Raw genomic sequence first — 24,169 nt, forward strand, 5'->3', positions numbered from 1 at the left:
TGTATGTCTTAAGCGGAAGGAGCTTCCGGTTCCTGCTTCTTCACCACCCGCACCGTGACGGTTGCGGTGACCTCGCGCGGCATCTTGATCGGCACGGTCACGGTGCCCAGTTCCTTGATCGGCTGGGCGAGCTGCACTTTGCGACGATCCACGGTGAAGCCCTGAGCGGCCAATCCGTCCACAATGTCCTTGTTCGTCACGGAGCCGAACATCTTGTCGTCTTTGCCGACTTGCGCTTCGATCGTCAAGGTGACGGCCGACAGGCTCTTCGCGTGGGTCTCGATTTCGAGCTTTTCCTTCTTCGCCTTTTCTGCCGCGACGCGCTTCACATGTTCAAAGGCCTTGATGCTGCGGCTATTCGCCTCCACGGCTTTGCGGCGCGGGAGGAGGAAGTTCCTGGCAAACCCGTTGGACACATCGATCAAATCGCCCAGGTGTCCGACCCCTTCGAGCGTCTCTTGTAGAATGACTTTCATACCCCTAACTCCTTCTGTTGGAAAGGGAAAGAGGATACTGGGCCGGCGGCAAAAAGTCAATTATCAAAGTCTCCATCCTGGGCACTCTCCGGCTGGACACCGGCTCTCATGGCCCTTTATCATGAGTCGATCTCATCGATTATTTGAGAGGTTCGATGTCACTGACGGCGAGAGATTACCTTGAAACCTGTGCCGTGCGATTAGAGGCCGAGGGCCAACAGCTCACACAGGCCGGCCTCGACGCACCGGTGATGGTGACGCAGGGTCGATTGGTGCAATCAATCGGCGGGCTTCATCTGTACGAGTTCACCCTCCCTTCCGGCCGCTCATTGGCCATCGATCTTCCGGTTTCGATTATTCCCGGCGAAGAGATTGAAGCCACCGAAGGGGTGGTCATTAGCTGCCACGATGGTATCGCACGGGTGCAGGCTGTGGACGCCATCGGTTCATCGGTGCCGTCAGCGACTTTGATTCCCGACCGGGCGGGACATCTGCAGACGGTTGCGAAGCGGTTGCTGGAGATGATGACCAAGGCTGACGCCTACAATCTCGGTCCGGCAGAGCGGTTGGTCCCGCTGCTTCGGTCGGCGGGGGATCCCGAGCAGGTTCATCAAGGGTCTTCCGCCATTCTCGGCACCATCTGGCTGGAGGATCGGGTGGTGCGCCGGCAGAAGCTGGCCAGTCTGGTTCTGGAGCTGATTCGGGCCAATAAGCGCATTCTGCTGATCAGTCCGGACCATCACGCCTGCGATGAAATGGCCGGCATCGTCGCGCGTGCCATGAAGGCCAGCGGCCTGACCTACAAGACATGGATCAGCCGGTATGAAATGACCATGGTGTCCCAGGTGGCCGGGCTCTCGATTCAGGAGCTGGGCTTCGAGGCGCAAATGCATCAGTTTTATGCGAAGTCCAGGGCGGAGAAGGCGTCGCTGCGGCGCAAGTATGACCGGTTTCGTGAGCTGACCCCCTTGCTGGCCTACAAAGGCCAAAAGCAGAAGGATCTCGATGAGGTGCGCCTGCTGGAATGGCGCCTCTTGACCCAACTGAGCGAGTTGCAGGCCAAAATCAAGGATGTGACCGCGATTCTCACGGAGTATGAGAATCTCCCCCTCTTGCGGCGACTGGGCATGCAGGCCGTGGGCAAGAATGTGGAATCGCTCCAGCAGTACCGGGTGTTGTATGAAAAACAGATTGGTGAATTGACCAAAGAGCTCGATATTGCGAAAGCGCGCATTGAGGAACTCGTTCCGGAAGCCGCCGTGCCGAAAGATCTGCGGCCGGAATTCGAGGAGCTCAAAGAGGACATCAAGAAATTAGGCGGCACGAAGAAGATTCGCGAACTGTTAGCGGCTGAAGAAGATACCAACCGGCAGGCCTTCATCCAGAATCGCCGCCTTGTGGTGGCGACGCCGGCTCGCGTGGCGAGCGATCCGCTGTTCAGCCGCGTCCGATTCGACGTGCTCATTGCGGAAGAAGCGCCGTGGATCGAGACGGCGTTCCTGTTTGCGGCCTCCGGGCTGGTCCGGGAGCGGATCGTGTTAAGCGGGGACATTCGTGATGTCGCGTCTGCGGGGTGTTGGACGATCCCTGAGGATCAGCCCGCCTCGACGTAGAAAATCCCATTCAATTGCTTGACGCCGGTAGCGATAATTCAGGATAATCCCCTTCCGACCCGAATGCCGAAGTGGCGAAACTGGCAGACGCACTAGATTCAGGGTCTAGCGCCCGCAAGGGTGTGCGGGTTCAAATCCCGCCTTCGGCACCATACCTCCCTCGCGCATCCCACTCTCTCTTCGTTGATGTCTCGTCACGACCATCGGTTCATGACGTCATTCGATAGTTGCCTGCAGAGGTAAGGATTCGTTTGTAATCTGCCTGCTTCCTGTTTCGGGGCAAGAGACTGGCTTCCGGCGCTATCTCTTCAATCAGGAGCATGCTGCGAGCCGCGGCATGACTGGTTCGAGGAGCGCTTGTTCTGATGCGAGGGGCTGCTCAGCGAAGGGAGCCGTGATGTCAGCCGCGGGCGGCCAGCATGCGGGTTGAGACGAGAACCATGAGTCGGCTGTGCAGCGCGGTGAGATCATCGAGTAGCTCAATGTTGGTTTCGTGAAGGAGGTGCCCAAGGGCGCGGGCACCCTGGCCGCCCACGGCCACAGGCCAGCGGCCGGCGATCGCCTCAAGATCTTTGAGCTGCTGGATGGCTGCGGCTTCCGGTTTTGTATCAGTGAGAGAGAGAAGGACGAGATCGGGTGTGATTCGTTCGCAGAAGGACAGGAGATCAGACGTGGGGAGATTGGGGCCGAGGTAATACACCTGACATCCTCGCGTGGCCGCGATGTAGGCCACGGCTTGCGCGCCGACTTCATGAATCTCCCCTTCCGGGCAGGCGATCAAGACGCGCGGACCCGATTCATTCACCGGCAGTTGATTCATCACCGAAAACAACTTCTGCTGGACCAGCTTGGTCACGTAGTGCTCAACGCCGACATTCAATCGACCCTCATGCCACAGCTCGCCGATGCGCCGCTGTAAGGGCAGCAAAATGCGGTGAAGCGCTTCTTCAAAGGGAATCACCGCCACAGCCCCGTTGAGTTTGCGCTCGAAGGCTGCCTTGTCGAGCGGATCGAGCGATCCGATCAAATCTACTAAGAGCCGGTCGTGAGGCTTTTCTTCTTCCGGAGTCACCGGAGTCGCGGCGCGCATGCGTGCGACGAGCGCATCGTGTCCCTCCGCTGCCAGTCCGCCGATCGTTGCGCCTAGATCCATCTGGGCCTTCACAAAGCGAAGGAGCGCCACTTCCTCGTCGCTGTATTCGCGGTAGCGATTGGAGCTCCGCGAAGGTTTGACAAGCCCGTAACGCCTTTCCCAGACGCGAATCACGTCCTTCGAGAGGCCGGTCAGCTTTGCAACCCTATGAATTCTATGGCCATTCATTGTCACGATCCTATTATATTTAAGCGTCCAATGTTTGTCAAATATTTTACTGTAAAACACTTGACACATTGGACAATGTGGGTTATACATTAGACATACTTGCTGCAAACATTGAACGAGCAACCTACGGAGGTGACCATGGCAACAGGATCGGCAGAGGGAACGAGAAGAGAGGGGCAACTGCAAAAGCGGGCAGCGTCTTCCGTGGTCACCGCTGAATCAACCTGCACCAGATGCGGCGGGCTTATGGTGAATGACTTCTGTATGGATCTCCTGAACAGCACCGGCGAGCTCGAGTTTGCCGCGAAGCGTTGTGTGCAATGTGGGACAGTTGTCGATCCTGTCATCCTGCATAATAAACAGCTTCGGCAGGAATCGATGCCGAGTCGGTCTGTGCGGAGATCGGTTCAATCAATGGAGTGTGAGGCGGGGTCCTAACAAGGGTCTCAATCGGCCAGGGTGTTCCTGGTGTGTCCAAACCAAGGAGGTTTCCAATGCGGAGTCAAACGGTTCTTCAGGTGGGATTAGGAGTGGCGTTAATGACGGGAACCATATCTATGGCGGCGGCAGCGGATTCGTCTGCCGGCGACAAGGACATGGTGTTGATCCCGAGAGGCGAGTTCACCATGGGGAGTCACGAACATGCCGATGAGGCCGCGCATCAAGTCGTCCTCGATGCCTACCTCATCGACAAGTACGAAGCGTCCAACGCCCGGTACAAGGAATTCATGAAAGCCACCGGCCATCCGGCACCGGCTTACTGGGACGATCCCCGGCTGAGCAAGCCCAATCAGCCCGTGGTCGGGGTGAGCTGGATCGACGCAGATGCCTTCTGCAAGTGGGATGGCAAGCGCCTCCCGTCCGAAGCGGAATGGGAGCGGGCGGCCAAGGGCCCGGACGGCGATAACCATTATCCCTGGGGCCACAAACTTGACCCCAAGAAAGCCAACTACGGACAGAATGTCGGTCGGACCATGCCGGTCGATTCGTATCCGGAAGGGGTCAGCGGATTCGGCGTCTATAACATGGCCGGTAATGTGTTCGAGTGGGTGAATGACTGGTATGACCCGAAGTCCTACAAGGATAGCGTTGCGCTCAATCCGCAAGGGCCGGAGAAGGGCTACAACTTTGCCAATCAAGGTCCGGTCAGGGTGCTGCGCGGCGGCTCCTGGCTGGCTCCGGAAACCTCCTTGCACACGAGCCACCGGTTCTGGAATCAGCCGGAGAACAACTCGTACGGCGTCGGCCTCGGATTCCGTTGCGCTAAGTCGGCACAGACGGTGTCCGATGAAGCCGTGCAAGCCGGTCGCGATGCCTTCATTCAGGCCTTAGTGGCCATGGGGGCGGAGAAGAATGCCGATGCGATGGCTTCCATCGAAAAGGCGCTGGCAGCGGATCCGGGGAACAAGGAGTACCTGGCCACCCGTGATCTCATCAAGAAGAGCATGAAGAAGAAATAGCCATGAGACGGAAGGGGGGCGGCATCGCCGCCCCCCTTCCGGGATCCGAGCATGCACAGGAGGTCAGAGATGAAGACACATACAGCGATGACGTTGGCGGTGTTCCTGGCCCGGTCCGTGATGCCCATCGCCGCAGGCCATGCAGAACAATCGTTGATCCCCCCGGACATGGTGTATGTAGCGCAAGGGCCATCGGTGATGGGGATTGATAAAGAACAGCCTGCTGCGGACTCGGGGAAAACGCTCACGCCCTATGAGCGGCGGATGAACACGCCCTGGTCGGCCGACGCGTTGAACGATGAGACTCCTGCGCACATGGTGATGCTGGATTCCTACCTCATCGACAAGTACGAAGTCTCAAACAAGGATTATGGCGACTTTATCAGGACCAAAGGCCATCCCGCCCCGGCCTATTGGGATGATCCGCGGTTGAATAAGCCCGGCCAGCCGGTGGTGGGAGTGAATTGGTACGATGCCACAGCCTATTGCGAGTTCCGGGGCAAACGCCTTCCGACCGAAGCGGAATGGGAAAAGGCGGCTCGTGGACCGAAGGCCAACCTGTATCCCTGGGGCAATGAGTTTGATCCGGCCAAGTCCAACTTCGGCAAGAATCATGATGCGACGATGCCCGTGGATGCCTATCCCGACGGAGTCAGCTACTACGGCGCCTACAACATGGCCGGCAATGCATTCGAGTGGGTCTCCGATTGGTATGACCCCCGCTATTATGGACGGTTTGACACGAGTGTAAACCCAACCGGACCGGCGCAGCCCTTGTGGTTGGGGGGAACCGGCACCTATGTGGACCGGCTGACCGTCGGAGAAAAGCGGGTCATTCGTGGCGGATCGTGGATTGCGCCGGAAGGCACAGTCAGGGCGACCCACCGGTTCTGGAATCACCCGATGAACAACAGCTATGGCGTCGGCCTGGGCTTCCGCTGCGCCAAGACGGCGCCGTCCGAAATCGAACAGCAGATCAGGGATGCCTATGTCACCGCATTGGTGGAGATGGGACGGGAACGGTTTGCGGACGCTCAACAGGCGGTATCCCGCGGGCTGGCCATCGATCCCAAGAACGTGGAACTCCTGGAGCTCCATCAGCTGATTGAGCAGTCAATGAAGCGGTCGTGAGGGGAATGGGCACCGTTCTTCCTGACGGTGCGATTGTGACGGAGGCGTACAGATGAAACGGTACACAACCATAGTTCTGGGAATCTCGTTTAGTGTGGTCCTGGGCGCAGCGGCGGCGCTGGCCGGCCCCATCGATCCGGCCCGCCATCCGCACCCGGAAAGCGCGAAGGCGGTGCATGATGCCGAGCACGATGTGGATCATGCCTGGGAGGTCTATCATCGCGCGGCCTTGGGGGGCACCGTAGCCTCGCCCGCGCTGCAAGCCGAAATCGAGGAACATCTGCACGAGGCCAGAACCCTCGTCACTCAGGCGCACGAGGCCGCTGAGCGGGGGGACAACGGTGAAGTCAAGCGTCTTGTCGGCCAAGTCAAAATCCATACGACCCATGCCATTGAGGGGAGCAAGGAGCAGAAGAAATGACACCAGGTCTGAACAGGAACAGAGCTCGCTGGAAAATAGTTGCGGCGATTGTGGCTATCGCCGGTGCCGTCGCGCAGTCGCCGGTCGCGGCGGCGCCACCGGCCTCGAAAGAGCTTGACTCGGTCCCCATGGTGACGGTTCCGGCCGGAGAATTCTTGATGGGGAATCCGGAAGGAACAGGGCGAGCCGATGAATGGCCGCAACGATCCGTCTATCTCGATGCCTTTGCGATCGATCAAGTGGAAGTGACCAATGAGCGGTACATGGCCTTCGTGACCATCACCGGCCATCGCAACCCGCCGAATCCCTATGGCACGGGGCCGCTGGTGTCCGTCAAGGGCATTGAGCAACTTCCGGTCGTGCAGACGACGTGGTACGACGCCAAGGCTTATTGCGCGTGGGCCAAGAAGCGGCTGCCTACGGAGGCGGAATGGGAAAAGGCCGCTCGCGGCACCGATGGCCGTCTGTTTCCCTGGGGGAATGAACCGCCGACCGTGACGCGCGCGAACTTTGATCGCGAATGGGAGGACGAGAAAACCTTGTACCCGGTCGGGACGTTGCCTGCTGGAGACTCTCCCTATGGAGTGAAAGACATGGCCGGCAATGCCCGGGAGTGGGTCTCCGACTGGTACGACGCGGACTACTACAAGCATGCGCCGGAACGGAATCCGCAGGGTCCTGACAAGAAGGGTGTGGTGCGATCGATTCGCGGCGGCTCGTGGCACAGTCCTCTGGCCGACATTACGACCTCCGCCAGAGGCCGCGGCGGGTTTGCGCTCCAAACTCACGGCACAGGGTTCCGTTGCGCCCGCAGTCTTGAGGGAGAGATTCAGCAGAAATAGGAGAGGTCATAGTGTGATGGAGCTCAAGGAGAATCGTGACAGACAGGAGGCCGGTTTCTTGTTCCCATCCGGGTGGCGCCGCGACTCCGCACGGCGTCTCTCGCTGAGGTCGACGGGTCCCTCCCTCCGGAGGGACCTGTCCCCTCGGTAGGCCACGGGAGCGGGTCTCGCAAAGGTAGTCCGGTACCGTCGGCAGCGAGTAGGAGGACGGCATGATTACGATCATATGGCTGGCAATGGCAGTGGGTCTGTGGATCGGCTCGGCGCAGATAGCACGCTGGAGCACAGCTGTCGCGGTTCGGCGACGGGCTGGATTGAGCAGGCGTTGTGGCAGGTAAGGAATATTCGGTGGTCCTTCTTTATCGCCCTCGAGGGGTCCCATGGAATCGAATGGGAGACCGGACAATCTTTCTTTCTCCGCCGGGCAGAGCGACGAAACCTGCACGCGTTGCGGCGGACTGATGGTCGTGGAGCACTATATCGATTTACAGGACGATACGGGCCAGATCGGCCTGACGGCGTGGCGCTGCACGAGTTGCGGGGAGGTCATCGATCCGACCATTCTTCGGAATCGGGAGAAGCCGGCCCCGAATCTCTTGTACGGCACGAAGCAGCGGAAGTACGCGCAACGGGTGGATCCGGCGGAATCGGATGGCCCTGGAAGCCGGGATGGGAATGGAACCGGTGGAACACCGGAGGACAACTAATCTGGTGTCGTTGTCGATGCGGTCGCGTCAATAAGGAGATGAGACGATGCGTATCGTGGTGACTGGCGGAACGGGATTCATCGGTCGGCCCTTGTGTTTGTCCCTCTGTCAGGAAGGCCATACGGTCACTCTCCTGACCAGAAGGCCGGCGGAGGCCCAGCGGTTGTTCGGCGCGGCTGTGGCAGCCGTCGAGTGGAATGGTCGGGAGACCGGATCATGGGAGCAGGTGCTTGAAGGGGCCGACGCCGTGATCAACCTTGCCGGCGCCCCGATCGCCGATGCCCGTTGGACGACCGCGCGCAAACGCCTTCTCACGGACAGCCGCGTGCTCGCCACCCGTCTGCTGGTGGAGGCCATGTCCCGCCGGTCGGTGAAACCCCGGAGGCTCATCAGTGCGTCAGGCATCGGTTACTACGGGGCCAGCGATGATCGTGTCCTGGATGAGGGAGCGGCCCGCGGTCAGGGATTTCTGGCCGATCTGTGTCTTGAATGGGAGTCGGCTGCCATTCGGGCTGCGCAGTTCGGGACGCGTGTGGTCCTGTTGCGGACCGGAATGGTTCTGGAACGGGACGGCGGCGCCTTGCCGAAGATGCTGCTGCCGTTCCGGCTGTTCGCGGGCGGCCCGATCATGCCGGGAACTCAGTGGGTCTCCTGGATCCACCGGCGCGACCACATCGGATTGATTCAGTGGGCGCTCAGCACCCCCACGGTGTCCGGTCCCGTCAATGCCGTGGCCCCGTCGCCGGTGACGATGAGGGAGTTCAGTGCGACCCTTGGTAAGGTGTTACAGAGGCCATCCTGGTTCCCGGTGCCGGGGTTGGCGCTGAACGTGGCACTGGGCGAACTGGGCACGCTCATGACGACGGGTCAACGAGTCAGTCCGGCGAAGGCGATGTCCGGAGGCTACGCCTTTCACTACCCGGCGCTGGAGTCGGCCTTGCAGGCGATTCTCGCGAAGAGGTGAACAGGAGCTGAGCATGGAAGACACGATCCTCTATCTCCACTCGCTGGCCATCGCGGTCCTGATCGGGAAGGTGGTGCTCTTGTCGTTCGTGGTCGCGCCCGTTCTTGCGAAGCAGCTCGATCGGGAGCCCTTCGGCAAGGTGGTCAGGGAATTGTTTCCCGCCTATTATGCGCTGGGCATGGGAGCCGCGGCCATAGGAGTTCTGTCCGTGCTCATGCTGGGGATCATTCACGAGACGAATGTGATCCGGCATCTGACGGCAGGCGTCTGGCTGGTGGTCCTGGCGGCCGAAACCTATTGCCGCTCCCCGCTCACTCCCCGGAGCAATGCGATGCGGGATCGGATCAAAGAGCAGGAATCACAGGGACCTGTCGATCCCGTTCTGCAGGCCGCGTGGAATCGATTACATCAACGATCGGTCTATCTGAACTCGCTCGTACTGCTTGGAGGTCTTTGTTTACTCGGACTGGCCGGTCGATGGTAATTCACAAGGAGGAGTAGAGATGAAGATCACAGGCGTTCATTTCGCGACAGGATTGATGGTGGGACTTCTCTTCACGGCGGCCGCCGGGGCTGCTGACCAGCCCGGGAGCCCGGCGCCCTATGCCCATGGGGATGAATCGTCCCTGCCCAGTGGCGTGATTGGCGTGTCGCTCCAGGTCGGGGCTGAGCGGATCGGTGATCCGGCGGTGCTCTATGTCGGAATGGTCCACCCTGAGGGACCGGCTCATCAGGCCGGGCTCCGACACGGAGATGAGGTCATCACGGTGGATGGGACGGCGGTGGCAGGCAAGAGTTATGAGCAGGTGGTCAAGATGATCCGTGGACAAGCGGGAACCGTCGTGAAATTGGGAGTGAAGGGGGAAGGAGGGACTCGCGAGCTATCCATCACGCGTGTGGCCAGCGACAAGCTTCCGAAGGGCCCGATGGGATCTCACGGCGCTTCCGAGAAATAGGAGTTCACCGTGATCACTCGCCTCATATGCATGACGTTGTTCGGGCTGCTGCTTCTGGGGGAAGGAGCAGCATTTGCTGAATCAGGGAATAGTGTGTCTGTCACGATGCGCCCCAACCTGGCGAAGACGAATCTGTTCTTGGCGGCCGGCGATTATCGGCGGGCGCTCGAAACCTGTCAGCGGGCCATCGACGAGATGCCGTCGGCAGGCGGCTATATCCGCCTCACCTATGTCTATCAGGCGATCGATGCCTATTTGGAACATCTCTCGCAGGAAGAGCAGTGGATGGCGGTCGAGCATCTCTATCTGAACCTGGCCTACCGCGACACCGAAGATCTGGTCGATCCCCCGGGGGGACTGGCCCGCATGGCCAAGGAGATGATCCAGGCCAGTGTGCGGCAACAGTCCGACGTCAGCGCGGCGATGGCCAATCGATTGGACAAAGCCGAGTCGGATCGTCTCTGGGTGGAGCAGGCGCAATGGCGGGCCGCGAACCCGAAGGGCTGGTGGCAGGGGCTTCCCCCAGCCTGGGTGAGATAGGAGGCGGACATGCGTGCAAGACCGGCAGGGGTGGATATCAAACTGCTTGGCGGGTTGTTCCTGATCGTCGGCACCATGGATCTGATCATCATTGTGCTCTTTCCCTCCTATGCGCTCAAGCTGTTCGGCACGGCCGTGACGGGGCCTGCTTCGCTTCTGATCAAACTACACCCCCCTGCCGTGCATTTGTTGATCGGCTATGGATTTCTCTGGCTGCGCCCCTGGTCCTGGGGATTGAGTCTGGCCTATGCCGGGTTTGGAATCGTGAGCGAGGCGATGAATCAGCTGGCGTTCGGATTCCATGTGGTCCGGTCCGGCTTCATGGCCACGACCCTCCTCTTTGCCCTGTACCTCATCTGGCGGCGGTCCCTGTTTGTCGATGAGCCCCGGTCTGATCACAAGCCCAACCCCGCTTCACAGGAGCTGTTCTGATGCGCGGCATCGTCTGGTTCAGACGCGATCTTCGGTTGCACGATCAGCCGGCCCTGACCGCCGCCTGCGAGGCCTGCAGCGAAGTCATGCCGTTATTTGTGTTCGACGAGCCGCTGTTGCGGTCCCGCGTCTTCGGATCCGCCTGCGTCAATTTCATGCTGGGATGTCTGCAAGAGCTGGCGTCGGCGCTGGCCGGTCTGGGCCTCACGCTGCGATGGCGCCGCGGTGAACCGTTGGATGAAGTGGTGCAAGCGGCGCGTGAATGGAAGGCCGACGTTGTCTATTGGAATCGTGACTATGAGCCGGGAGCGATTCAGCGGGACCTTGCCGTTCAGCAACAACTGGCGCAGCTCGGTGTGCCTGTCCGCACATTTAAAGACCATGTCGTGTTCGAGGCGGAAGAAGTCCGGGGTGCCACCGGCGAGCCCATGCAACGGTACAGTGCCTATCGTGCCCGCTGGTGGGCCAAGTGGCAGGCCACGAAGCCGGCTCCCCTTGCGGTTCCCCGATCGGTGCCGGTTGTGAAAGCCCACTCGGTCCCGCTTCCTGAACCGTTTCCATCGGCGATGGAACTGGGATACGACCTGGTGACGCCATGGATCGAGCCGGGCGAACGGAACGGGCAGAAGCGGCTGCAGTGGTTCATCAAGGGTCCTATTCACACCTATGGGAATGGCAGAAACCAGCCGGGCATCGACGGGAGTTCACAACTCTCCCCCCATTTCCGTTTCGGAACCCTGTCGGCCCGCACGGCAATCCATACGGCCTTGGGCGCTCTCGCGAAGGGTGGCCGGGTGTCGAGGGCGGACGTCCTGATCTGGATCGATGAACTGGTGTGGAGAGAATTCTTCCAACAGGTGCTCTCGGCCTTTCCCCGTGTCGTGGAGGGTCCGTTCCGTGATGTGGCGGTTCCTCCGGTCCGTGAACCGGGGCCGGAACGGGACCGGTTGTTTCAGGCCTGGTGTGATGGGAAGACCGGTTATCCGATCGTGGATGCGGGCATGCGGCAGCTGAATCGGACCGGCTGGATGCACAATCGGGTGCGGATGATTGTCGCCTCCTTTCTCATCAAGGACCTGCGGATCGACTGGCAGAGCGGCGAGCGATACTTCATGCGGCAGCTGCTTGATGCGGATGTGGCGGCCAATAACGGCAATTGGCAATGGTGCGCCGCGACCGGCACGGATGCGATGCGCGGGTACCGGATTTTCAACCCGGTGCTGCAAAGCAAGAAGTTTGATCCGGATGGGGCCTATATCCGCGCCTATGTGCCGGAACTGGCAAGGGTGGCGGCCAAGTGGATTCATGAGCCGCATATGATGAGTCTCGATGAGCAGCGTCGGGCCGGTTGCCGGATCGGCGTCGACTACCCGTTGCCACTGGTGGATCACGCACAGGCTCGCCGGGAATACCTGGATCTTGGCAAACAACAGGTGAGCAGATGAAAACCGGACCGCTCCGTCTCGGGATCAGCCGCTGTCTCCTCGGAGACGAAGTCCGGTTTGACGGGGGCCACAAGCGCGACAATTTTCTGACCGATGTCTTGGGCCCCTATGTGGAATGGGTCCCGGTCTGTCCGGAAGTGGAAGCCGGGCTGGGGACTCCCCGGGAAGCGATGCGGCTGGTCGGCGATCCCCGGCATCCACGGGTCCTGACGATCAAGAGCGGACAGGATCATACCCGGGAGCTGGAGAAGATGACCCGGCATCGCCTTGAGGAGCTTGGCGATCTGGACTTATCCGGCTTCGTCTTTAAGAGGGGTTCGCCGAGCTGCGGCGTCGAACGGGTCCGTGTCTACACCGAACAGGGGATGCCCAGTCACAGCGGAGCCGGCATCTTCGCACGGGCCTTTGTCGACCGGTTTCCGCTGATTCCCGTGGAGGAAGAAGGGCGGCTCTGTGACGCGCCGCTCAGGGAGAACTTTATCGAACGGGTGTTTTGCTACCGCCGGTACCAGGATCTGCTTGAGAGCGGCGTGACGAGGCAGGCGGTGGTCCGGTTTCACACGATCCATAAGTATCTACTCATGGCCCACAGTCCGCAGCATTACCAAGTCCTCGGGCGGCTGGTCGGCCAGGCGGAGCGGCACCGACCCAAAGAGCTGGCGCAGCGGTATGGCGACCTCTTCATGAAGGCGTTGGCCGTCAAGGCGACGGTACGCAAGCACGTGAATGTGCTGCAGCATATTCTGGGCTACTTTAAGGACCAGCTCGCCGCGCGAGAAAAGGCGGGACTCCTGGCCGTGATTGAGGACTACCATCAAGGGCTCACTCCGCTCATTGTGCCGCTCACGCTGATCAAACACTACGTTCAGATGTTCGATGTGCAATACATCCGCGACCAGGTCTACCTCAATCCTCATCCGAAAGAACTGATGTTGCGGAACCATGTGTAGAAAGGATGCCGTATGCCGCATGTTGTCATAGAGGAAGCCGGGGATCTTCAGGGCCTCTTCCAGGCATTTACACCGATCATTCAGCGAGCAGGGAGCACGATTCTCAAAGTGCAGGAGTGTTATCTGGCTCGAAGCGGCAAAGAAGCCCTGCTGGAGTCGGTCGCGATTGAGGAGGGTGTGGCGCGGACCTTCTTCGTGCAGCTGAAACAGCATGAGAAGGCGATCACCGTCCGTCTGTTACCGGCCACGGATCCTGAGAAAACCGTGGCGGTCAAGAGGGTCATGGGGCTTGTGGCAGGATTCATTCGCAGGGTCTACCCGGGGAGTCGGTACGGGAAAACCAATCTACAGGAGTACCTGGAGGCGGCGACGGGCGCAGTCTGAACGAGCGGAAACGCGATTATCACGAGGAGCACCAAGATGGCCACGACGAGGCGAGGAGTGATTTTAGTAGGACACGGCGGCATTCCAAAAGGGTGTCCGCAGGAATTGGTCACAAGGCTGAAACGACTGGAGGCTCAGAGGCGCGCGGCCAAGCAACCGCCGACGGCGGAAGAACTCGAGTTGGATACGAAGATCCGTCAATGGCCGAGGACGCCGGAGACGGACCCTTATCAATCGGGACTTGAGGCGGTCGCCGCTCAACTGCGCGCCAAGCTGGGCGATGTGCTCTTTGGCGTGGCGTACAACGAGTTTTGTGCCCCGACGCTGGAAGAGGCGGTCGAAGCGTTGATCAAGCAGGGGGCGACCCACATTACCGTGACGACGACGATGTTTACGCCGGGCGGGTCGCACTCGGAGGTTGAGATCCCGGAAATCCTCGACCATTTGAGGCCGCAGTATCCCGGGGTCGAACTGTGTTACGCCTGGCCGTTCGATCTGAGTCTCGTGGCCAACACATTGGCCGAGCAGGTGAATCGGTTTTCATGACGGGGGGTAAGACGGTATCCAGACGCGCGACTTTGCTTGGAGACTAATCCCATGGCACATCTCACTCGTCTTGCATTGAACCTGGCAGAACAGGGGCTGTTTCCAGACGCGGTGATCCGATGGGGGATCCGGCAGTTGCTCAAGGAGCGCCTCAGGGAGATCCGGTCAGGTGACGCTCAAGCAGCAGCACGGAACGAAGAGCGCTTTATCGAGGAGATGCGCCATGCGCCCATCGCCGTGCTGCCGGAGAAAGCCAATGATCAGCACTATGAAGTGCCGGCCGAGTTCTTCCAGCAGGTCCTCGGGCCTCACCTGAAATACAGCAGCGCATTCTGGCCGGCCGGCGCGACAACCTTAGCCCAAGCGGAAGCTGCCGGCCTGCGTGAAACCTGCCTGCATGCGGGCCTGATGGACGGGCAGACGATTCTGGAACTCGGATGCGGCTGGGGTTCCCTTACGTTGTGGATGGCTGAGCACTATCCCGACAGCCGTATCACGGCGGTCTCCAATTCCCGTTCGCAGCGGGCTTACATCGAGGCCCGGGCCAGAGAACGCGGCTTACAGGACCGGGTTCGGGTGGTGACCTGTGACATGAACACGTTCGAGACCGATCCCGGGCAATTCGATCGGGTGGTGTCGGTGGAAATGTTCGAACACATGCGGAACTGGCCCGACCTCTTTGCCCGCGTATGCCGATGGCTGAGACCGGGCGGCCAGTTCTTCATGCACGTGTTCGTGCATCGCGCTACTTCGTACCTGTTCGAAGACCGGGGGCCCGCCGACTGGATGAGTCGTCAGTTTTTCACGGGCGGGATGATGCCCGGCGATGGCCTGCCGCTGGCCTGTCAGGACCATCTCGCCTGTGTGGCCCGCTGGCGGTGGGACGGCACGCACTATGAGAAGACGGCCAACGCCTGGCTGGCCAATATGGATGCCGCCCGCGAGACACTCTGGCCCGTGATCGAGCGTGTCTACGGCAAGGCCCACGCGCGAGCCTGGTGGGGGCGGTGGCGCATCTTCTTTATGGCCTGTGCCGAGCTGTTCGGCTATGAAGAGGGCCGTCAATGGGGGGTCAGCCATTATCTGTTCGATAGACCGGGAGCGGGAGCTTCATGAAGATGAGCACCACGATGATCGTGAGCAACTTCGTGCTCTTTCAAATCGGCTGGTTTGCGTGCGTGTGGAGTGCCGCGGCGCACCGGCCCTGGATCGGCGTGCTGGTGACGACTGGGGTGGTGGTCGCGCACGTGCTCCGTGCCCCCCTGCCTAAGGCGGAGTTCACACTGGTACTCCTGGCACTCGGCCTGGGACTCGTCTTCGATAGCCTGTTGGTCTGGCAGGGCTGGCTTCGGTATTCCTCGGGAATCGTGCTCCCGAACGTCGCCCCGTACTGGATCGTGGCGTTGTGGGGGCTCTTCGCAACCCTGCTGAATGTCTCGTTGCGTTGGATGAGGGGGCGCTGGGTCATCGCGGTTGTGTTTGGAGCCGCCGGGGGGCCTGCCGCCTACTATGGCGGCCTCCGCCTGGGGGCGCTGGAATTCGGCAATATGCCCGCAGGGCTGTTGGCTCTGGCCATCGGTTGGGCGGCGCTGACGCCGCTGCTGCTGTCGTTGTCGGCGCGTTTTGACGGCTATGCGGGCCTGCCGGAGAAGAAAACGTTATGAGTCTATCGCTCTATGTCTGGGGGCTGGCTTCAACGCTGGGCCTGGCGACGCTCACATGGATCGTCAGCGTCCTCAAGCGCGATGTGAGCATCGTGGACGGCGTGTGGGCCTTGATGCTCCTCGCCGCCGCGACCGTCTACGCCACCGGTGCGGAGCCCTATACGGGACGGACGACGCTCATCCTGACGCTGGTTGTGCTGTGGGCCGTGCGCCTGTCGGGTCATATAATCCATCGGAGCTGGGGTGAGCCTGAGGACCGGCGTTATCGAGACATCCGCCAGAAATACGAACCCAATTTCGCATTGAAGAGTCTTGGCCTCATCTTCTGGTTTCAGGCGGGACTGGCGTGGATCATCTCCATACCGCTCTGGCCGGCTCTCACCGTACCGGTCGATGGAGGGGTATGTGATGTACTGGCGGTGATGGTATGGGCCGTCGGCATGGTCTTCGAAGGCGTCGGAGATTGGCAGCTGTCACGATTCAAGGCCGATCCGGCAAACCAGGGCAAGGTGATGGAGCGCGGACTCTGGCGTTACACACGGCACCCCAACTATTTCGGCGAGTGCCTGATCTGGTGGGGCTTCTACCTCTTTGCGGTGCCGGCCGGGGCCTGGTGGACGGTCGCGGGGCCGCTTGTCCTTACCTATACGCTCTTGAAATTCTCAGGCGTGACCCTGCTGGAGCAGACCATCGTCGAGCGGCGACCGGCGTATCGAGAGTACATCGCCAGGACCAACGCCTTCATTCCCGGTCCGCCGAAACAGGGGGTGCAGGCTTCCATTCCAGGAGCCAGGCGTCATGATTAGCGCATGTTCCGTGACCGGCAGCGTTCGCATCGCGGTGGTCCTCCTTGGATTCCTGACGTGTCTCGCAAGCCCCTCCCAACAGGCTTGGAGTGCCACCCCGCAGACCTATGACTTCAAGGTCTTCCTCGGCAAGGATGAAATCGGACGCCAGCGATTTGAGGTCGCTTCGGAAGGCGAGCGGACCCAGGTCCGGATAGACGCGCAGTTCACCGTCAAGTTTCTGTACATCCCGGTCTATACGTATCGGCATACCAACGTCGAAACCTGGGAGGGAGCCTGCCTGCGCGAGATTCGCGCGGAGACGGATGATAACGGCGATTCCTTCTTCGTGAACGGAAACTCCCGGAACGGGCAGTTGCAGGTCCAGACACAGGCCGGGAGTTGGAGCAGCGAGGGCTGCATCAAGACCTTTGCCTATTGGAACCCCGAGTGGATCAAGGGCGAACGTTTGCTGAATTCGCAGACCGGCGAACATCAGTCCGTGTCCATTCGTGCGGTGGGTGAAGAAACGATCTCTGTGCAGGGAGTCCCGACGCGAACCACGCACCGCCGGATCGTCACGGACAAGTTCTCGATCGATCTGTGGTACACCTTGAACGGCAGGTGGGTCGCGCTTCAATCCACCACGAAGAAGGGCGATACCCTTCGGTATACGCTCCAGTGAGGAAATCATGTCATCTGTGATGCCATCACTCTTCATGCCCGTTGTGCTCCTCGTACTCGCAGCCTGCAGCAGCCCTCCGCCCATTCGCACCGCGACGGCCGTGGACCTGGAGCGTTTCATGGGGGACTGGTACGTCATCGCCAATATTCCCACCTTTATTGAGAAGGAGGCCCACAACGCCATGGAGTCCTATCGCCTGGCCGAGGACGGGACCGTGGCCACGACCTTCAGTTTCCGCGAGGGTGGATTTGAGGGCGCGCGCAAGACCTATCATCCGACCGGCTATATCATCGATAAGCAATCGAATGCCGTCTGGGGGATGCAATTCATCTGGCCGATCCAGTCCGACTATCGCATCCTGTATGTGGACGAGTCCTACAGCCAAACCATCATCGGTAGGACAAAGCGCGATTATGTCTGGCTGATGGCGCGCACGCCACAGATCTCTGATGTGGACTATCAGCGGTTCCTGCAGCTCATCGCTGAGGAGGGCTACGCTGTCTCCAAAGTCCGGAAGGTGCCACAACGGTGGAACTAGTGTGCCCTGGAAAACAATGGAACCCGTCGATCGCTCTGTATTGACTGACGTGCCAGGCGTGGGGACCGAGTTGAGGCTCCACGGCCACCGCAAGAACACTCATACCGGGGGACCGTTGTGATGGCCGATTGCGCGATGTGGCTTGGTCCGGACTCGAACAACGTTTGGCTGAAAACCGTATGAAGATCGCGATTGTCGGCACAGGCATCTCGGGCATGGTCGCAGCCTATCTGCTTCACCGCGATCATGAGATCACTGTCTTCGAGGCGGCGGACTATATCGGAGGACACACGAACACGATCGACGTGCAATTGAATGGCCAGAGTTATGCGGTCGACACGGGATTCATCGTCTTCAACGACTGGACCTACCCGAATTTCATCGGCCTGCTGAAGAAGCTCGGCGTCGAATCGCAGGCAAGCGACATGAGCTTCAGCGTGAAGTGCGAGCGGACCGGTCTGGAGTACAACGGCACGTCACTGAACACCCTCTTCGCCCAGCGCCGCAATCTGCTCCGGCCTTCCTTCTATCGCATGATCCGCGACATTCTCCGCTTCAATCGTGAAGCGGTGGAACTTCTGAGCCAGCCGGATCCCGGCCCGTCCATCGGGGCGTATCTCGCGGGGAACCGCTACTCGAGCGAGTTCATCGACCACTATATTGTGCCGATGGGAGCGGCGATCTGGTCTGCCGATCACGCCACCATGGCCGGCTTTCCTGCCCGCTATCTGGTGCAGTTCTTCAAGAATCACGGGATGCTGTCTGTGAATGACCGCCCCGCCTGGCGGGTGATCAAGGGCGGCTCGCGACGGTATATGGAGAACCTGATCGCCCCGTTTCGGGATCGCATTCAACTGAAGGCACCGGTCGGGTCCGTCGTCCGCCACTCAGAATCCGTCGAGATCCGTCTGGCGAACAGGGGCGGCGCGGGCTCGATGCGGTTTGATCACGTGATCATCGCGGCACACAGCAATCAGGCTCTCTCGATGTTGGCCGATCCCTCGCCGGGAGAGAGAGAGATTCTCGGTTCCATTCCGTACCAAGAAAATGAAGCGGTCCTCCATACCGACGTCTCGCTTCTCCCCCGTCACAAACTGGCCTGGGCCGCCTGGAACTATCACCTCCTGCCGAACCAGCCGGATCGTGCGGTGGTGACGTACCATATGAACCGTCTTCAGCGTCTCTCGGCGCCCCAGGAATTCTGCGTGACGCTGAACCATACGGACGCCATCGACCCGGCCAAGGTGTTGCGCCGGATCACGTATCACCATCCGGTGTATTCACCGGAGGCGGTCGCAGCCCAACGACGGCACGGCGAGATCAGCGGAGTCAATCGCACGTCATACTGCGGCGCCTATTGGGGCTTTGGATTTCACGAGGACGGGGTCAAGAGCGCGTTGGCGGTCTGCAGGCCCTTCGGCAGGGATCTGTCGTCATGAACAGTTGCATCTATACAGGGACGGTCCGCCACCGGCGTTTCAGCCCGGTGCCGCATGCGTTCACCTACCGGCTCTTCATGATGTACCTGGATCTGGGCGAGCTGCCGGCGGTGTTTCAGCAGCGCTGGCTCTGGTCTGTGGACCACCGCAATGTGGCGTCGTTCAGGCGCGGCGATCACGTCGGCGATCCCGCGACGCCCCTGGATCGTTCTATCCGGGGGCTCGTCGCGGAGCGCACGGGGCAGACCCCGGCCGGTCCGATCAGGTTGCTCACCCACCTGCGGTATTTCGGCTATGTGTTCAATCCAGTCAGCTTCTATTTCTGTTACGACGCGGCCGGCGCGCACGTGGAGGCGATCGTGGCGGAGATTACGAATACGCCGTGGGGGGAACGTCACTGTTATGTGCTTGGCGAAACGGACAACCTTGCTGCGGGTTCACACAAGCATTTTCATTTCGACAAGGTGTTTCATATTTCTCCGTTCATCGGCATGGATGTGGCCTATGACTGGCGATTATCCGAACCGGCTGCACAACTAGCGATTCATATGGAGAGCCTGCAGGAAGGCCGGCCCTTCTTCGATGCCACGATGGTGCTCCGGCGACAGGAGATGTCGGGCCCGGGCCTCGCGCGCGTGCTGCTGCAGTACCCGTTGATGACGGCAAAAGTCATCGGAGCGATTCACTGGCAGGCCTTGCGTCTTTGGATCAAAGGGGTTCCATTTCATTCACATCCGAAACAGCGAAAGGAGGCGTCGCCGCCGGCGACGACCCGATGACATCTATGAATGACACCACGATCCCGGATCTCACGGTCGGGCAGGCCTCGGTACAGGCAACCACTCCGTCACGTCTCGTGGCGCACATCTATCGTCTTGCCCGACGAGCCGTCTTTTTCCGCTTGGGTCCTCTGCGCCATGGCTCGGTGACCGTTCTCGAGGGTCATGAGAGGCATACCTTCGGCCAGGTGAATCCGTGCCGTCCGCTTCAGGCGACGATCACGATCCACGATCCGCACACCTATGCCGATGTCGCTCTCGGCGGGACGATTGGAGTTGCCGAGGCCTACAGGCGGGGATTCTGGAGCTGTGACGACCTGACGACCCTCGTCCGTATCTTTGTCTTAAACCGCGAACTCTTGGACGGCTTGGAGGGAGGCCTTGCGACATTGACCAGGCTGCTGCTCAAGATCATCCACTGGCTCAATCGCAACACGAAGGCGGGCAGCCGGAAGAACATCGCCGCCCATTACGATCTGGGCAACGAGTTCTTTCGCCTCGTGCTGGACGGAACGATGATGTATTCCTGCGCCTATTTCGAACGGCCTGATGCCAGCCTGGCGGAAGCCTCGCGGGCCAAGAACGATCGGATTTGCCGGAAGTTGCAGCTGTCCGCGGGCGATCATCTGCTTGAAATCGGCACCGGCTGGGGCGGGTTCGCCATTCATGCAGCCGCGCAGTATGGTTGCCGTGTCACCACGACAACGATCTCACGGCAGCAGTATGATCTTGCGGTACGTCGGGTCGAGGAGGCGGGGCTGCGGGACCGGGTGACGGTCATTCTGAAAGACTATCGCGATCTGCCTCAGTTGCATGAGCGCTTTGATAGACTGGTCTCCATCGAGATGATCGAGGCCGTCGGCCATCAATATTACGAGGCCTATTTTGATGTCTGCAGTCGCATGTTGAAACCCGACGGCCTGATGTTGGTGCAGGCCATCACGATCGACGAGCAGCTCTATGAGCGGGCCAAACGGTCCGTCGATTTCATTCAACATTTCATGTTCCCCGGCAGCTGCATTCCCTCGGTGAGTGCGCTGGTGTGCGCGTCGGCCAAGGCCGGTGGTTTCAATCTTGTGCAGCTGGAAGATATCGGCGCTCATTATGTCGCGACACTTCAAGCCTGGCGCAGGAATGTGGCGAAGGGGCTGCCCGAATTGTCAGCACTCGGCTATCGGCAGGACTTTCTCCGGCTGTGGGAGTTCTATCTGTGTTACTGCGAGGGGGGATTTGCTGAGCGCTCGATCAGCGACGTCCATCTTCTCTTTGCGAAACCGGGCTGGCGCGGAAGTTCGGTTGCCTGTTGAGCAAGCCCGCGAGTTGTGCCGCCTTTGCGCTCACCCGGTGGGCCTCGGTGGCGGGCCGCTCGCATCCCTAGGATAGCCCGGATTATGGCTGGTCTTTGCCACCACGCCGGCCGTTCATTGAGGTGGCTGGCTTGCGCCCTCTCCTGCTCACCCACTTGGGGCTAGCTTCTGCCCGGTGAGTTATTACGCCACCAGTGGTCCCGGCTCATCATCGCCCTGGTCTTGAGCATGTGTCTGCCGTTCCCCTTTCGCGTGGACGAATATCCAGCCATAACGGGTGCTGCCTTCGCCCATTCAACCGTGTAGAATGGCGCTCCATTATTACCCCTTCCGCCAATGGAGGATCCCGTGCGTGACGAACTCGCGAAGGCATTTCATGACACACAATCTTTTAAATGGGACCCTCAAGGGGGATTCAAGCTGGCGTCGGGCCTGACCAGCCCTTTTTATGTGGACTGCCGTGCGTTGATGGCGCATCCGGGAGCGCGGCGGCTGGTCGCCCGGTTGGCGTATGACGCGCTCAAAGGGGTGCATCTGGACTGTCTGGGAGGGTTGGAGATCGGGGCGATCTCCATCGCCACGACGATTTCCGACTACGCGTATGCCGCGCAGCCGTCCCGCGATTGGCGGACGTTTGTGGTGCGGAAACAAGCCAAAGATCACGGGTTGGGAAAATTGATCGAGGGGGCCTACCGGGCGGGCGATCGCGCACTGATCGTCGATGACGTGCTCACAAGCGGGGGCTCACTGTTGAAAGCGGTGACGACCGCGCGGGGGGCCGGCCTGAACGTGACGCATGCGCTGGTGATCGTCGATCGCAACGAACAGGACGGGCGACGGAAGGTGGAGGCGGAAGGATTGACCGTCGTCAGTCTCCTGACTATCGACGACCTCATGCGGCATCAGGCGGGCAGGAAGTAAGGCTGCGGCCGTCTACTTGCACTGGAATTGAATGGCCCACCGGCGTTCACGAACGAATTCCTGCGCCCCCTCCACTGCGCCGGCGACTCGCGTGCGGCCTTTGGTTTCTCCTTCGCGGATGATGGTATAGGGTCCGTGGCATTTCTCTTTCATAATCGCGAAGGCTTCGGTCCTGAAAGAGGACAGCAGCGCTCCCTGCTCCCCCTTGAACGGATAGACCACCACGCCGCCGTGCTCGGATTCCTGCAGGAGCTTGGCACCGTCCGCGCACCCACCCAGGAGGATGAGTCCGGTGAGGCCCGCCGCTCTTGACCAGCCGTTGGATATCTTTTTAGGATGTAACCAGGCGTCGCAAGCTGCCATGGTGACGGCATCAGACAAGGAGGATGAAATGAGGCGTTTGGTTTGGGCGCTCATGGGAGTCACGCTTATGGCCAGCCTGGCAGTGGCTGGATCCGTGTGGTCTTACCATTCTTATCTGCTCTCCGTCCAGCAGCTGCAGGCCGGTTTGGCGAAGGCCGGGACACCGGAGAAAAAAGGATTCGTGCTCGTTGATGTCCGGACACCGGAAGAGCATCGGGCCGGCATGATTCCGGGGACGGATTTCAATATCGACTTCCGTGAGATCAAGACCCGGCACCGCGAGTTGGGTGTGCAGCCCGACGATCATATCGTGGTCTATTGTCAGTCCGGGCATCGCAGTAACATTGCCGCCGAAACCTTGGCGGATTTGGGCTATCGCCATGTCTACAATGTCGCCGGCAGCATGAATGCCTGGAGTGAAGCAGGATTTCCGGTCGATCGCCCCGGTCGCTAGCCTTCTGTTGTCCGACGATCCATGAGGGGGGTCGGTGAGGGCTCTGACGGGAGACTTTGGATCATCGGCTTCTTGACCGACCCCATGCCGGTATTCCTCGCGGTCCCCTTCCTGCCGATGTCCGGAGCATGACTCTGAGGGGCCGCCGGATATCTTTCAACTGCTCGCTCGTCCAAGAAGTTGTATGGCTAATGCTTCGGCGCCTGCCCGCTCGAAGAAGCGGGCGTTTCTCGACGGCTCATGCCGATCACCGCAGGCAGGGGAATGTGTGGGCCGGACGTTCCTGCGAACAAATCCCTCCATGAGGTTCGTTGGGGGCTGGGTGTCCCCTCTGCCCACAGGGCATCGGATACGAGAAGATCGGAAGATGACCCTCCATCCATGGCCATGGCGACACGGATGGAAGGGAAGGCGTCACGGAGACATTGACCGACTCCGTGGAGGGTAACCAATCCGCGGCTCTTGAACACTAGAATGTGGCCATTGCGGCTTTCGGCCACGAGCGTTTGATAGGCCAGTTTGCCTGTCTGCCGAACGCGGATGGTCCCGGTTTTATCGAGGAGCATGAGTGATTGTGCCGCCTCGCGATAGGATGGTGCCTCTTCGTGGAAGGAATCGATCGTCAGGTCGAGGACTCGGGCATTGGGCCTGGTCGCCGGTTCTGCCGGCTCCGCAACAAAGAGTCCGTGCCAGGAGGGGTGGCGGCGGCTTCCCAGTGAGCGGCCGTCCTTCAGCAAGAGACCGAGATAGGCGAAATTCTCCCGAAATAAGCCCGCGTTGAAGACGACTTCATGGTGGGTTCGTTTCTGCCATTCTTCAATAGCGGGGGGGTATGCGAATCCCTCCTGCGCATAGTGGTGGACGGAAAAACGATACCGTTCCGGATCGGCGTCGACGACCAGAAGGGAGTCGATGTCCGGACAGCGTTCGCGTGGCTGCCAGACCGACACAGCCAATCCGTCTCCAATGGACTCCCATTGGGGGGATTGGGCAAAGGAGTGAGGCGTGGCCAAGAGGGCGAGAATGAGGGAGAGGACCAGGGGGAC

29 protein-coding genes and 1 tRNA gene are annotated in these 24,169 nt (G+C 60.2%); 26 read left to right on the forward strand and 4 right to left on the reverse strand.

The features are described from left to right. Nucleotides 1-8: 8 nt before the first annotated feature. Entirely contained in the window at nucleotides 9-476 is a 468-nt protein-coding gene (gene rplI, locus ACO9S2_RS08050) for a 50S ribosomal protein L9 (RefSeq protein ID WP_423721449.1), read from the reverse strand. Between the two features lie 155 nt (nucleotides 477-631). On the opposite strand from rplI, the gene ACO9S2_RS08055 reads away from it, so the two are divergent. Both ACO9S2_RS08055 and ACO9S2_RS08060 read left to right on the forward strand, forming a co-directional pair. After that, nucleotides 632-2,089 carry a hypothetical protein gene (locus tag ACO9S2_RS08055; protein ID WP_423721450.1) on the forward strand — a complete coding sequence of 486 codons (1,458 nt, stop codon included), beginning with the start codon at nucleotides 632-634 and terminating at the stop codon, nucleotides 2,087-2,089. 65 nt (nucleotides 2,090-2,154) lie between these two features. Beyond that, a tRNA-Leu gene (locus ACO9S2_RS08060) sits at nucleotides 2,155-2,241 on the forward strand. A 248-nt stretch (nucleotides 2,242-2,489) separates the two neighbouring features. Here ACO9S2_RS08060 and ACO9S2_RS08065 read toward each other — a convergent pair. Continuing rightward, nucleotides 2,490-3,410, reverse strand: a complete 921-nt coding sequence (locus tag ACO9S2_RS08065) for a MerR family transcriptional regulator (RefSeq protein ID WP_423721451.1) — start codon at nucleotides 3,408-3,410, stop codon at nucleotides 2,490-2,492. Nucleotides 3,411-3,904: 494 nt separating this feature from the next. On the opposite strand from ACO9S2_RS08065, the gene ACO9S2_RS08070 reads away from it, so the two are divergent. From ACO9S2_RS08070 to pyrE, 23 genes are all read left to right on the forward strand, one after another. After that, nucleotides 3,905-4,870 carry a formylglycine-generating enzyme family protein gene (locus tag ACO9S2_RS08070; RefSeq protein ID WP_423721452.1) on the forward strand — a complete coding sequence of 322 codons (966 nt, stop codon included), beginning with the start codon at nucleotides 3,905-3,907 and terminating at the stop codon, nucleotides 4,868-4,870. A 69-nt stretch (nucleotides 4,871-4,939) separates the two neighbouring features. Further along, nucleotides 4,940-6,001, forward strand: a complete 1,062-nt coding sequence (locus ACO9S2_RS08075) for a formylglycine-generating enzyme family protein (RefSeq protein ID WP_423721453.1) — start codon at nucleotides 4,940-4,942, stop codon at nucleotides 5,999-6,001. Nucleotides 6,002-6,053: 52 nt separating this feature from the next. Continuing rightward, nucleotides 6,054-6,422, forward strand: coding sequence for a hypothetical protein (locus ACO9S2_RS08080; RefSeq protein ID WP_423721454.1), 369 nt, complete (start codon nucleotides 6,054-6,056; stop codon nucleotides 6,420-6,422). Continuing rightward, nucleotides 6,419-7,264 (forward strand): formylglycine-generating enzyme family protein, encoded by an 846-nt coding sequence (locus ACO9S2_RS08085; protein ID WP_423721455.1) that lies wholly within the window; start codon nucleotides 6,419-6,421, stop codon nucleotides 7,262-7,264. The genes ACO9S2_RS08080 and ACO9S2_RS08085 overlap by 4 nt, the downstream gene beginning before the upstream one ends. 380 nt (nucleotides 7,265-7,644) lie before the next feature. Continuing rightward, nucleotides 7,645-7,971 carry a hypothetical protein gene (locus ACO9S2_RS08090; RefSeq protein ID WP_423721456.1) on the forward strand — a complete coding sequence of 109 codons (327 nt, stop codon included), beginning with the start codon at nucleotides 7,645-7,647 and terminating at the stop codon, nucleotides 7,969-7,971. Between the two features lie 46 nt (nucleotides 7,972-8,017). Next, nucleotides 8,018-8,935: a TIGR01777 family oxidoreductase gene (locus ACO9S2_RS08095; protein WP_423721458.1), complete on the forward strand. Its 918-nt coding sequence runs from the start codon at nucleotides 8,018-8,020 to the stop codon at nucleotides 8,933-8,935. A gap of 13 nt (nucleotides 8,936-8,948) precedes the next feature. Continuing rightward, nucleotides 8,949-9,419 carry a DUF4149 domain-containing protein gene (locus ACO9S2_RS08100; protein ID WP_423721459.1) on the forward strand — a complete coding sequence of 157 codons (471 nt, stop codon included), beginning with the start codon at nucleotides 8,949-8,951 and terminating at the stop codon, nucleotides 9,417-9,419. 19 nt (nucleotides 9,420-9,438) lie between these two features. Beyond that, nucleotides 9,439-9,891: a PDZ domain-containing protein gene (locus ACO9S2_RS08105; RefSeq protein WP_423721460.1), complete on the forward strand. Its 453-nt coding sequence runs from the start codon at nucleotides 9,439-9,441 to the stop codon at nucleotides 9,889-9,891. Nucleotides 9,892-9,900: 9 nt separating this feature from the next. Further along, entirely contained in the window at nucleotides 9,901-10,431 is a 531-nt protein-coding gene (locus ACO9S2_RS08110; RefSeq protein ID WP_423721461.1) for a hypothetical protein, read from the forward strand. 9 nt (nucleotides 10,432-10,440) lie between these two features. Beyond that, nucleotides 10,441-10,863 carry a hypothetical protein gene (locus ACO9S2_RS08115; RefSeq protein ID WP_423721462.1) on the forward strand — a complete coding sequence of 141 codons (423 nt, stop codon included), beginning with the start codon at nucleotides 10,441-10,443 and terminating at the stop codon, nucleotides 10,861-10,863. Next, nucleotides 10,863-12,308 carry a cryptochrome/photolyase family protein gene (locus tag ACO9S2_RS08120; RefSeq protein WP_423721463.1) on the forward strand — a complete coding sequence of 482 codons (1,446 nt, stop codon included), beginning with the start codon at nucleotides 10,863-10,865 and terminating at the stop codon, nucleotides 12,306-12,308. Before ACO9S2_RS08115 ends, ACO9S2_RS08120 begins: the two co-directional genes overlap by 1 nt. Beyond that, complete coding sequence (locus ACO9S2_RS08125; RefSeq protein WP_423721465.1) at nucleotides 12,305-13,258, forward strand: YbgA family protein; 954 nt, start codon at nucleotides 12,305-12,307, stop codon at nucleotides 13,256-13,258. The genes ACO9S2_RS08120 and ACO9S2_RS08125 overlap by 4 nt, the downstream gene beginning before the upstream one ends. Before the next feature lie 12 nt (nucleotides 13,259-13,270). Further along, nucleotides 13,271-13,642 (forward strand): hypothetical protein, encoded by a 372-nt coding sequence (locus tag ACO9S2_RS08130; protein WP_423721466.1) that lies wholly within the window; start codon nucleotides 13,271-13,273, stop codon nucleotides 13,640-13,642. A gap of 36 nt (nucleotides 13,643-13,678) precedes the next feature. Further along, nucleotides 13,679-14,188 (forward strand): sirohydrochlorin chelatase, encoded by a 510-nt coding sequence (locus ACO9S2_RS08135; protein WP_423721467.1) that lies wholly within the window; start codon nucleotides 13,679-13,681, stop codon nucleotides 14,186-14,188. Between the two features lie 51 nt (nucleotides 14,189-14,239). Then, nucleotides 14,240-15,304: an SAM-dependent methyltransferase gene (locus ACO9S2_RS08140; RefSeq protein ID WP_423721468.1), complete on the forward strand. Its 1,065-nt coding sequence runs from the start codon at nucleotides 14,240-14,242 to the stop codon at nucleotides 15,302-15,304. Next, on the forward strand, nucleotides 15,301-15,852 hold the full coding sequence (locus ACO9S2_RS08145; RefSeq protein ID WP_423721469.1) for a DUF2878 domain-containing protein: 552 nt from the start codon (nucleotides 15,301-15,303) through the stop codon (nucleotides 15,850-15,852). Before ACO9S2_RS08140 ends, ACO9S2_RS08145 begins: the two co-directional genes overlap by 4 nt. Next, nucleotides 15,849-16,658, forward strand: coding sequence for a DUF1295 domain-containing protein (locus ACO9S2_RS08150; protein WP_423721470.1), 810 nt, complete (start codon nucleotides 15,849-15,851; stop codon nucleotides 16,656-16,658). The genes ACO9S2_RS08145 and ACO9S2_RS08150 overlap by 4 nt, the downstream gene beginning before the upstream one ends. Next, complete coding sequence (locus tag ACO9S2_RS08155) at nucleotides 16,651-17,322, forward strand: DUF6134 family protein (RefSeq protein WP_423721471.1); 672 nt, start codon at nucleotides 16,651-16,653, stop codon at nucleotides 17,320-17,322. Before ACO9S2_RS08150 ends, ACO9S2_RS08155 begins: the two co-directional genes overlap by 8 nt. 7 nt (nucleotides 17,323-17,329) lie before the next feature. Then, complete coding sequence (locus tag ACO9S2_RS08160; RefSeq protein WP_423721472.1) at nucleotides 17,330-17,860, forward strand: lipocalin family protein; 531 nt, start codon at nucleotides 17,330-17,332, stop codon at nucleotides 17,858-17,860. Nucleotides 17,861-18,039: 179 nt separating this feature from the next. Continuing rightward, nucleotides 18,040-19,299: an NAD(P)/FAD-dependent oxidoreductase gene (locus ACO9S2_RS08165; RefSeq protein WP_423721473.1), complete on the forward strand. Its 1,260-nt coding sequence runs from the start codon at nucleotides 18,040-18,042 to the stop codon at nucleotides 19,297-19,299. After that, nucleotides 19,296-20,078 (forward strand): DUF1365 domain-containing protein, encoded by a 783-nt coding sequence (locus tag ACO9S2_RS08170; RefSeq protein ID WP_423721474.1) that lies wholly within the window; start codon nucleotides 19,296-19,298, stop codon nucleotides 20,076-20,078. Before ACO9S2_RS08165 ends, ACO9S2_RS08170 begins: the two co-directional genes overlap by 4 nt. Nucleotides 20,079-20,083: 5 nt before the next feature. Then, entirely contained in the window at nucleotides 20,084-21,385 is a 1,302-nt protein-coding gene (locus tag ACO9S2_RS08175; RefSeq protein ID WP_423721475.1) for a class I SAM-dependent methyltransferase, read from the forward strand. 348 nt (nucleotides 21,386-21,733) lie between these two features. Further along, nucleotides 21,734-22,306, forward strand: a complete 573-nt coding sequence (gene pyrE / locus ACO9S2_RS08180) for an orotate phosphoribosyltransferase (protein WP_423721476.1) — start codon at nucleotides 21,734-21,736, stop codon at nucleotides 22,304-22,306. Between the two features lie 12 nt (nucleotides 22,307-22,318). Here the strand turns inward: pyrE and ACO9S2_RS08185 are convergent, their stop codons facing one another. After that, nucleotides 22,319-22,723 carry a hypothetical protein gene (locus ACO9S2_RS08185; protein ID WP_423721477.1) on the reverse strand — a complete coding sequence of 135 codons (405 nt, stop codon included), beginning with the start codon at nucleotides 22,721-22,723 and terminating at the stop codon, nucleotides 22,319-22,321. Between ACO9S2_RS08185 and ACO9S2_RS08190 the strand changes: the two genes are divergently transcribed. Beyond that, nucleotides 22,698-23,123, forward strand: a complete 426-nt coding sequence (locus ACO9S2_RS08190) for a rhodanese-like domain-containing protein (RefSeq protein WP_423721478.1) — start codon at nucleotides 22,698-22,700, stop codon at nucleotides 23,121-23,123. The genes ACO9S2_RS08185 and ACO9S2_RS08190 overlap by 26 nt on opposite strands. 188 nt (nucleotides 23,124-23,311) lie before the next feature. On the opposite strand, the gene ACO9S2_RS08195 is transcribed toward ACO9S2_RS08190, so the two are convergent. Next, nucleotides 23,312-24,073, reverse strand: a complete 762-nt coding sequence (locus tag ACO9S2_RS08195) for a phosphodiester glycosidase family protein (protein WP_423721479.1) — start codon at nucleotides 24,071-24,073, stop codon at nucleotides 23,312-23,314. Nucleotides 24,074-24,169: the final 96 nt, after the last annotated feature.

Source organism: Nitrospira sp. NS4 (assembly GCF_049546785.1).
GTDB lineage: Bacteria > Nitrospirota > Nitrospiria > Nitrospirales > Nitrospiraceae > Nitrospira_D.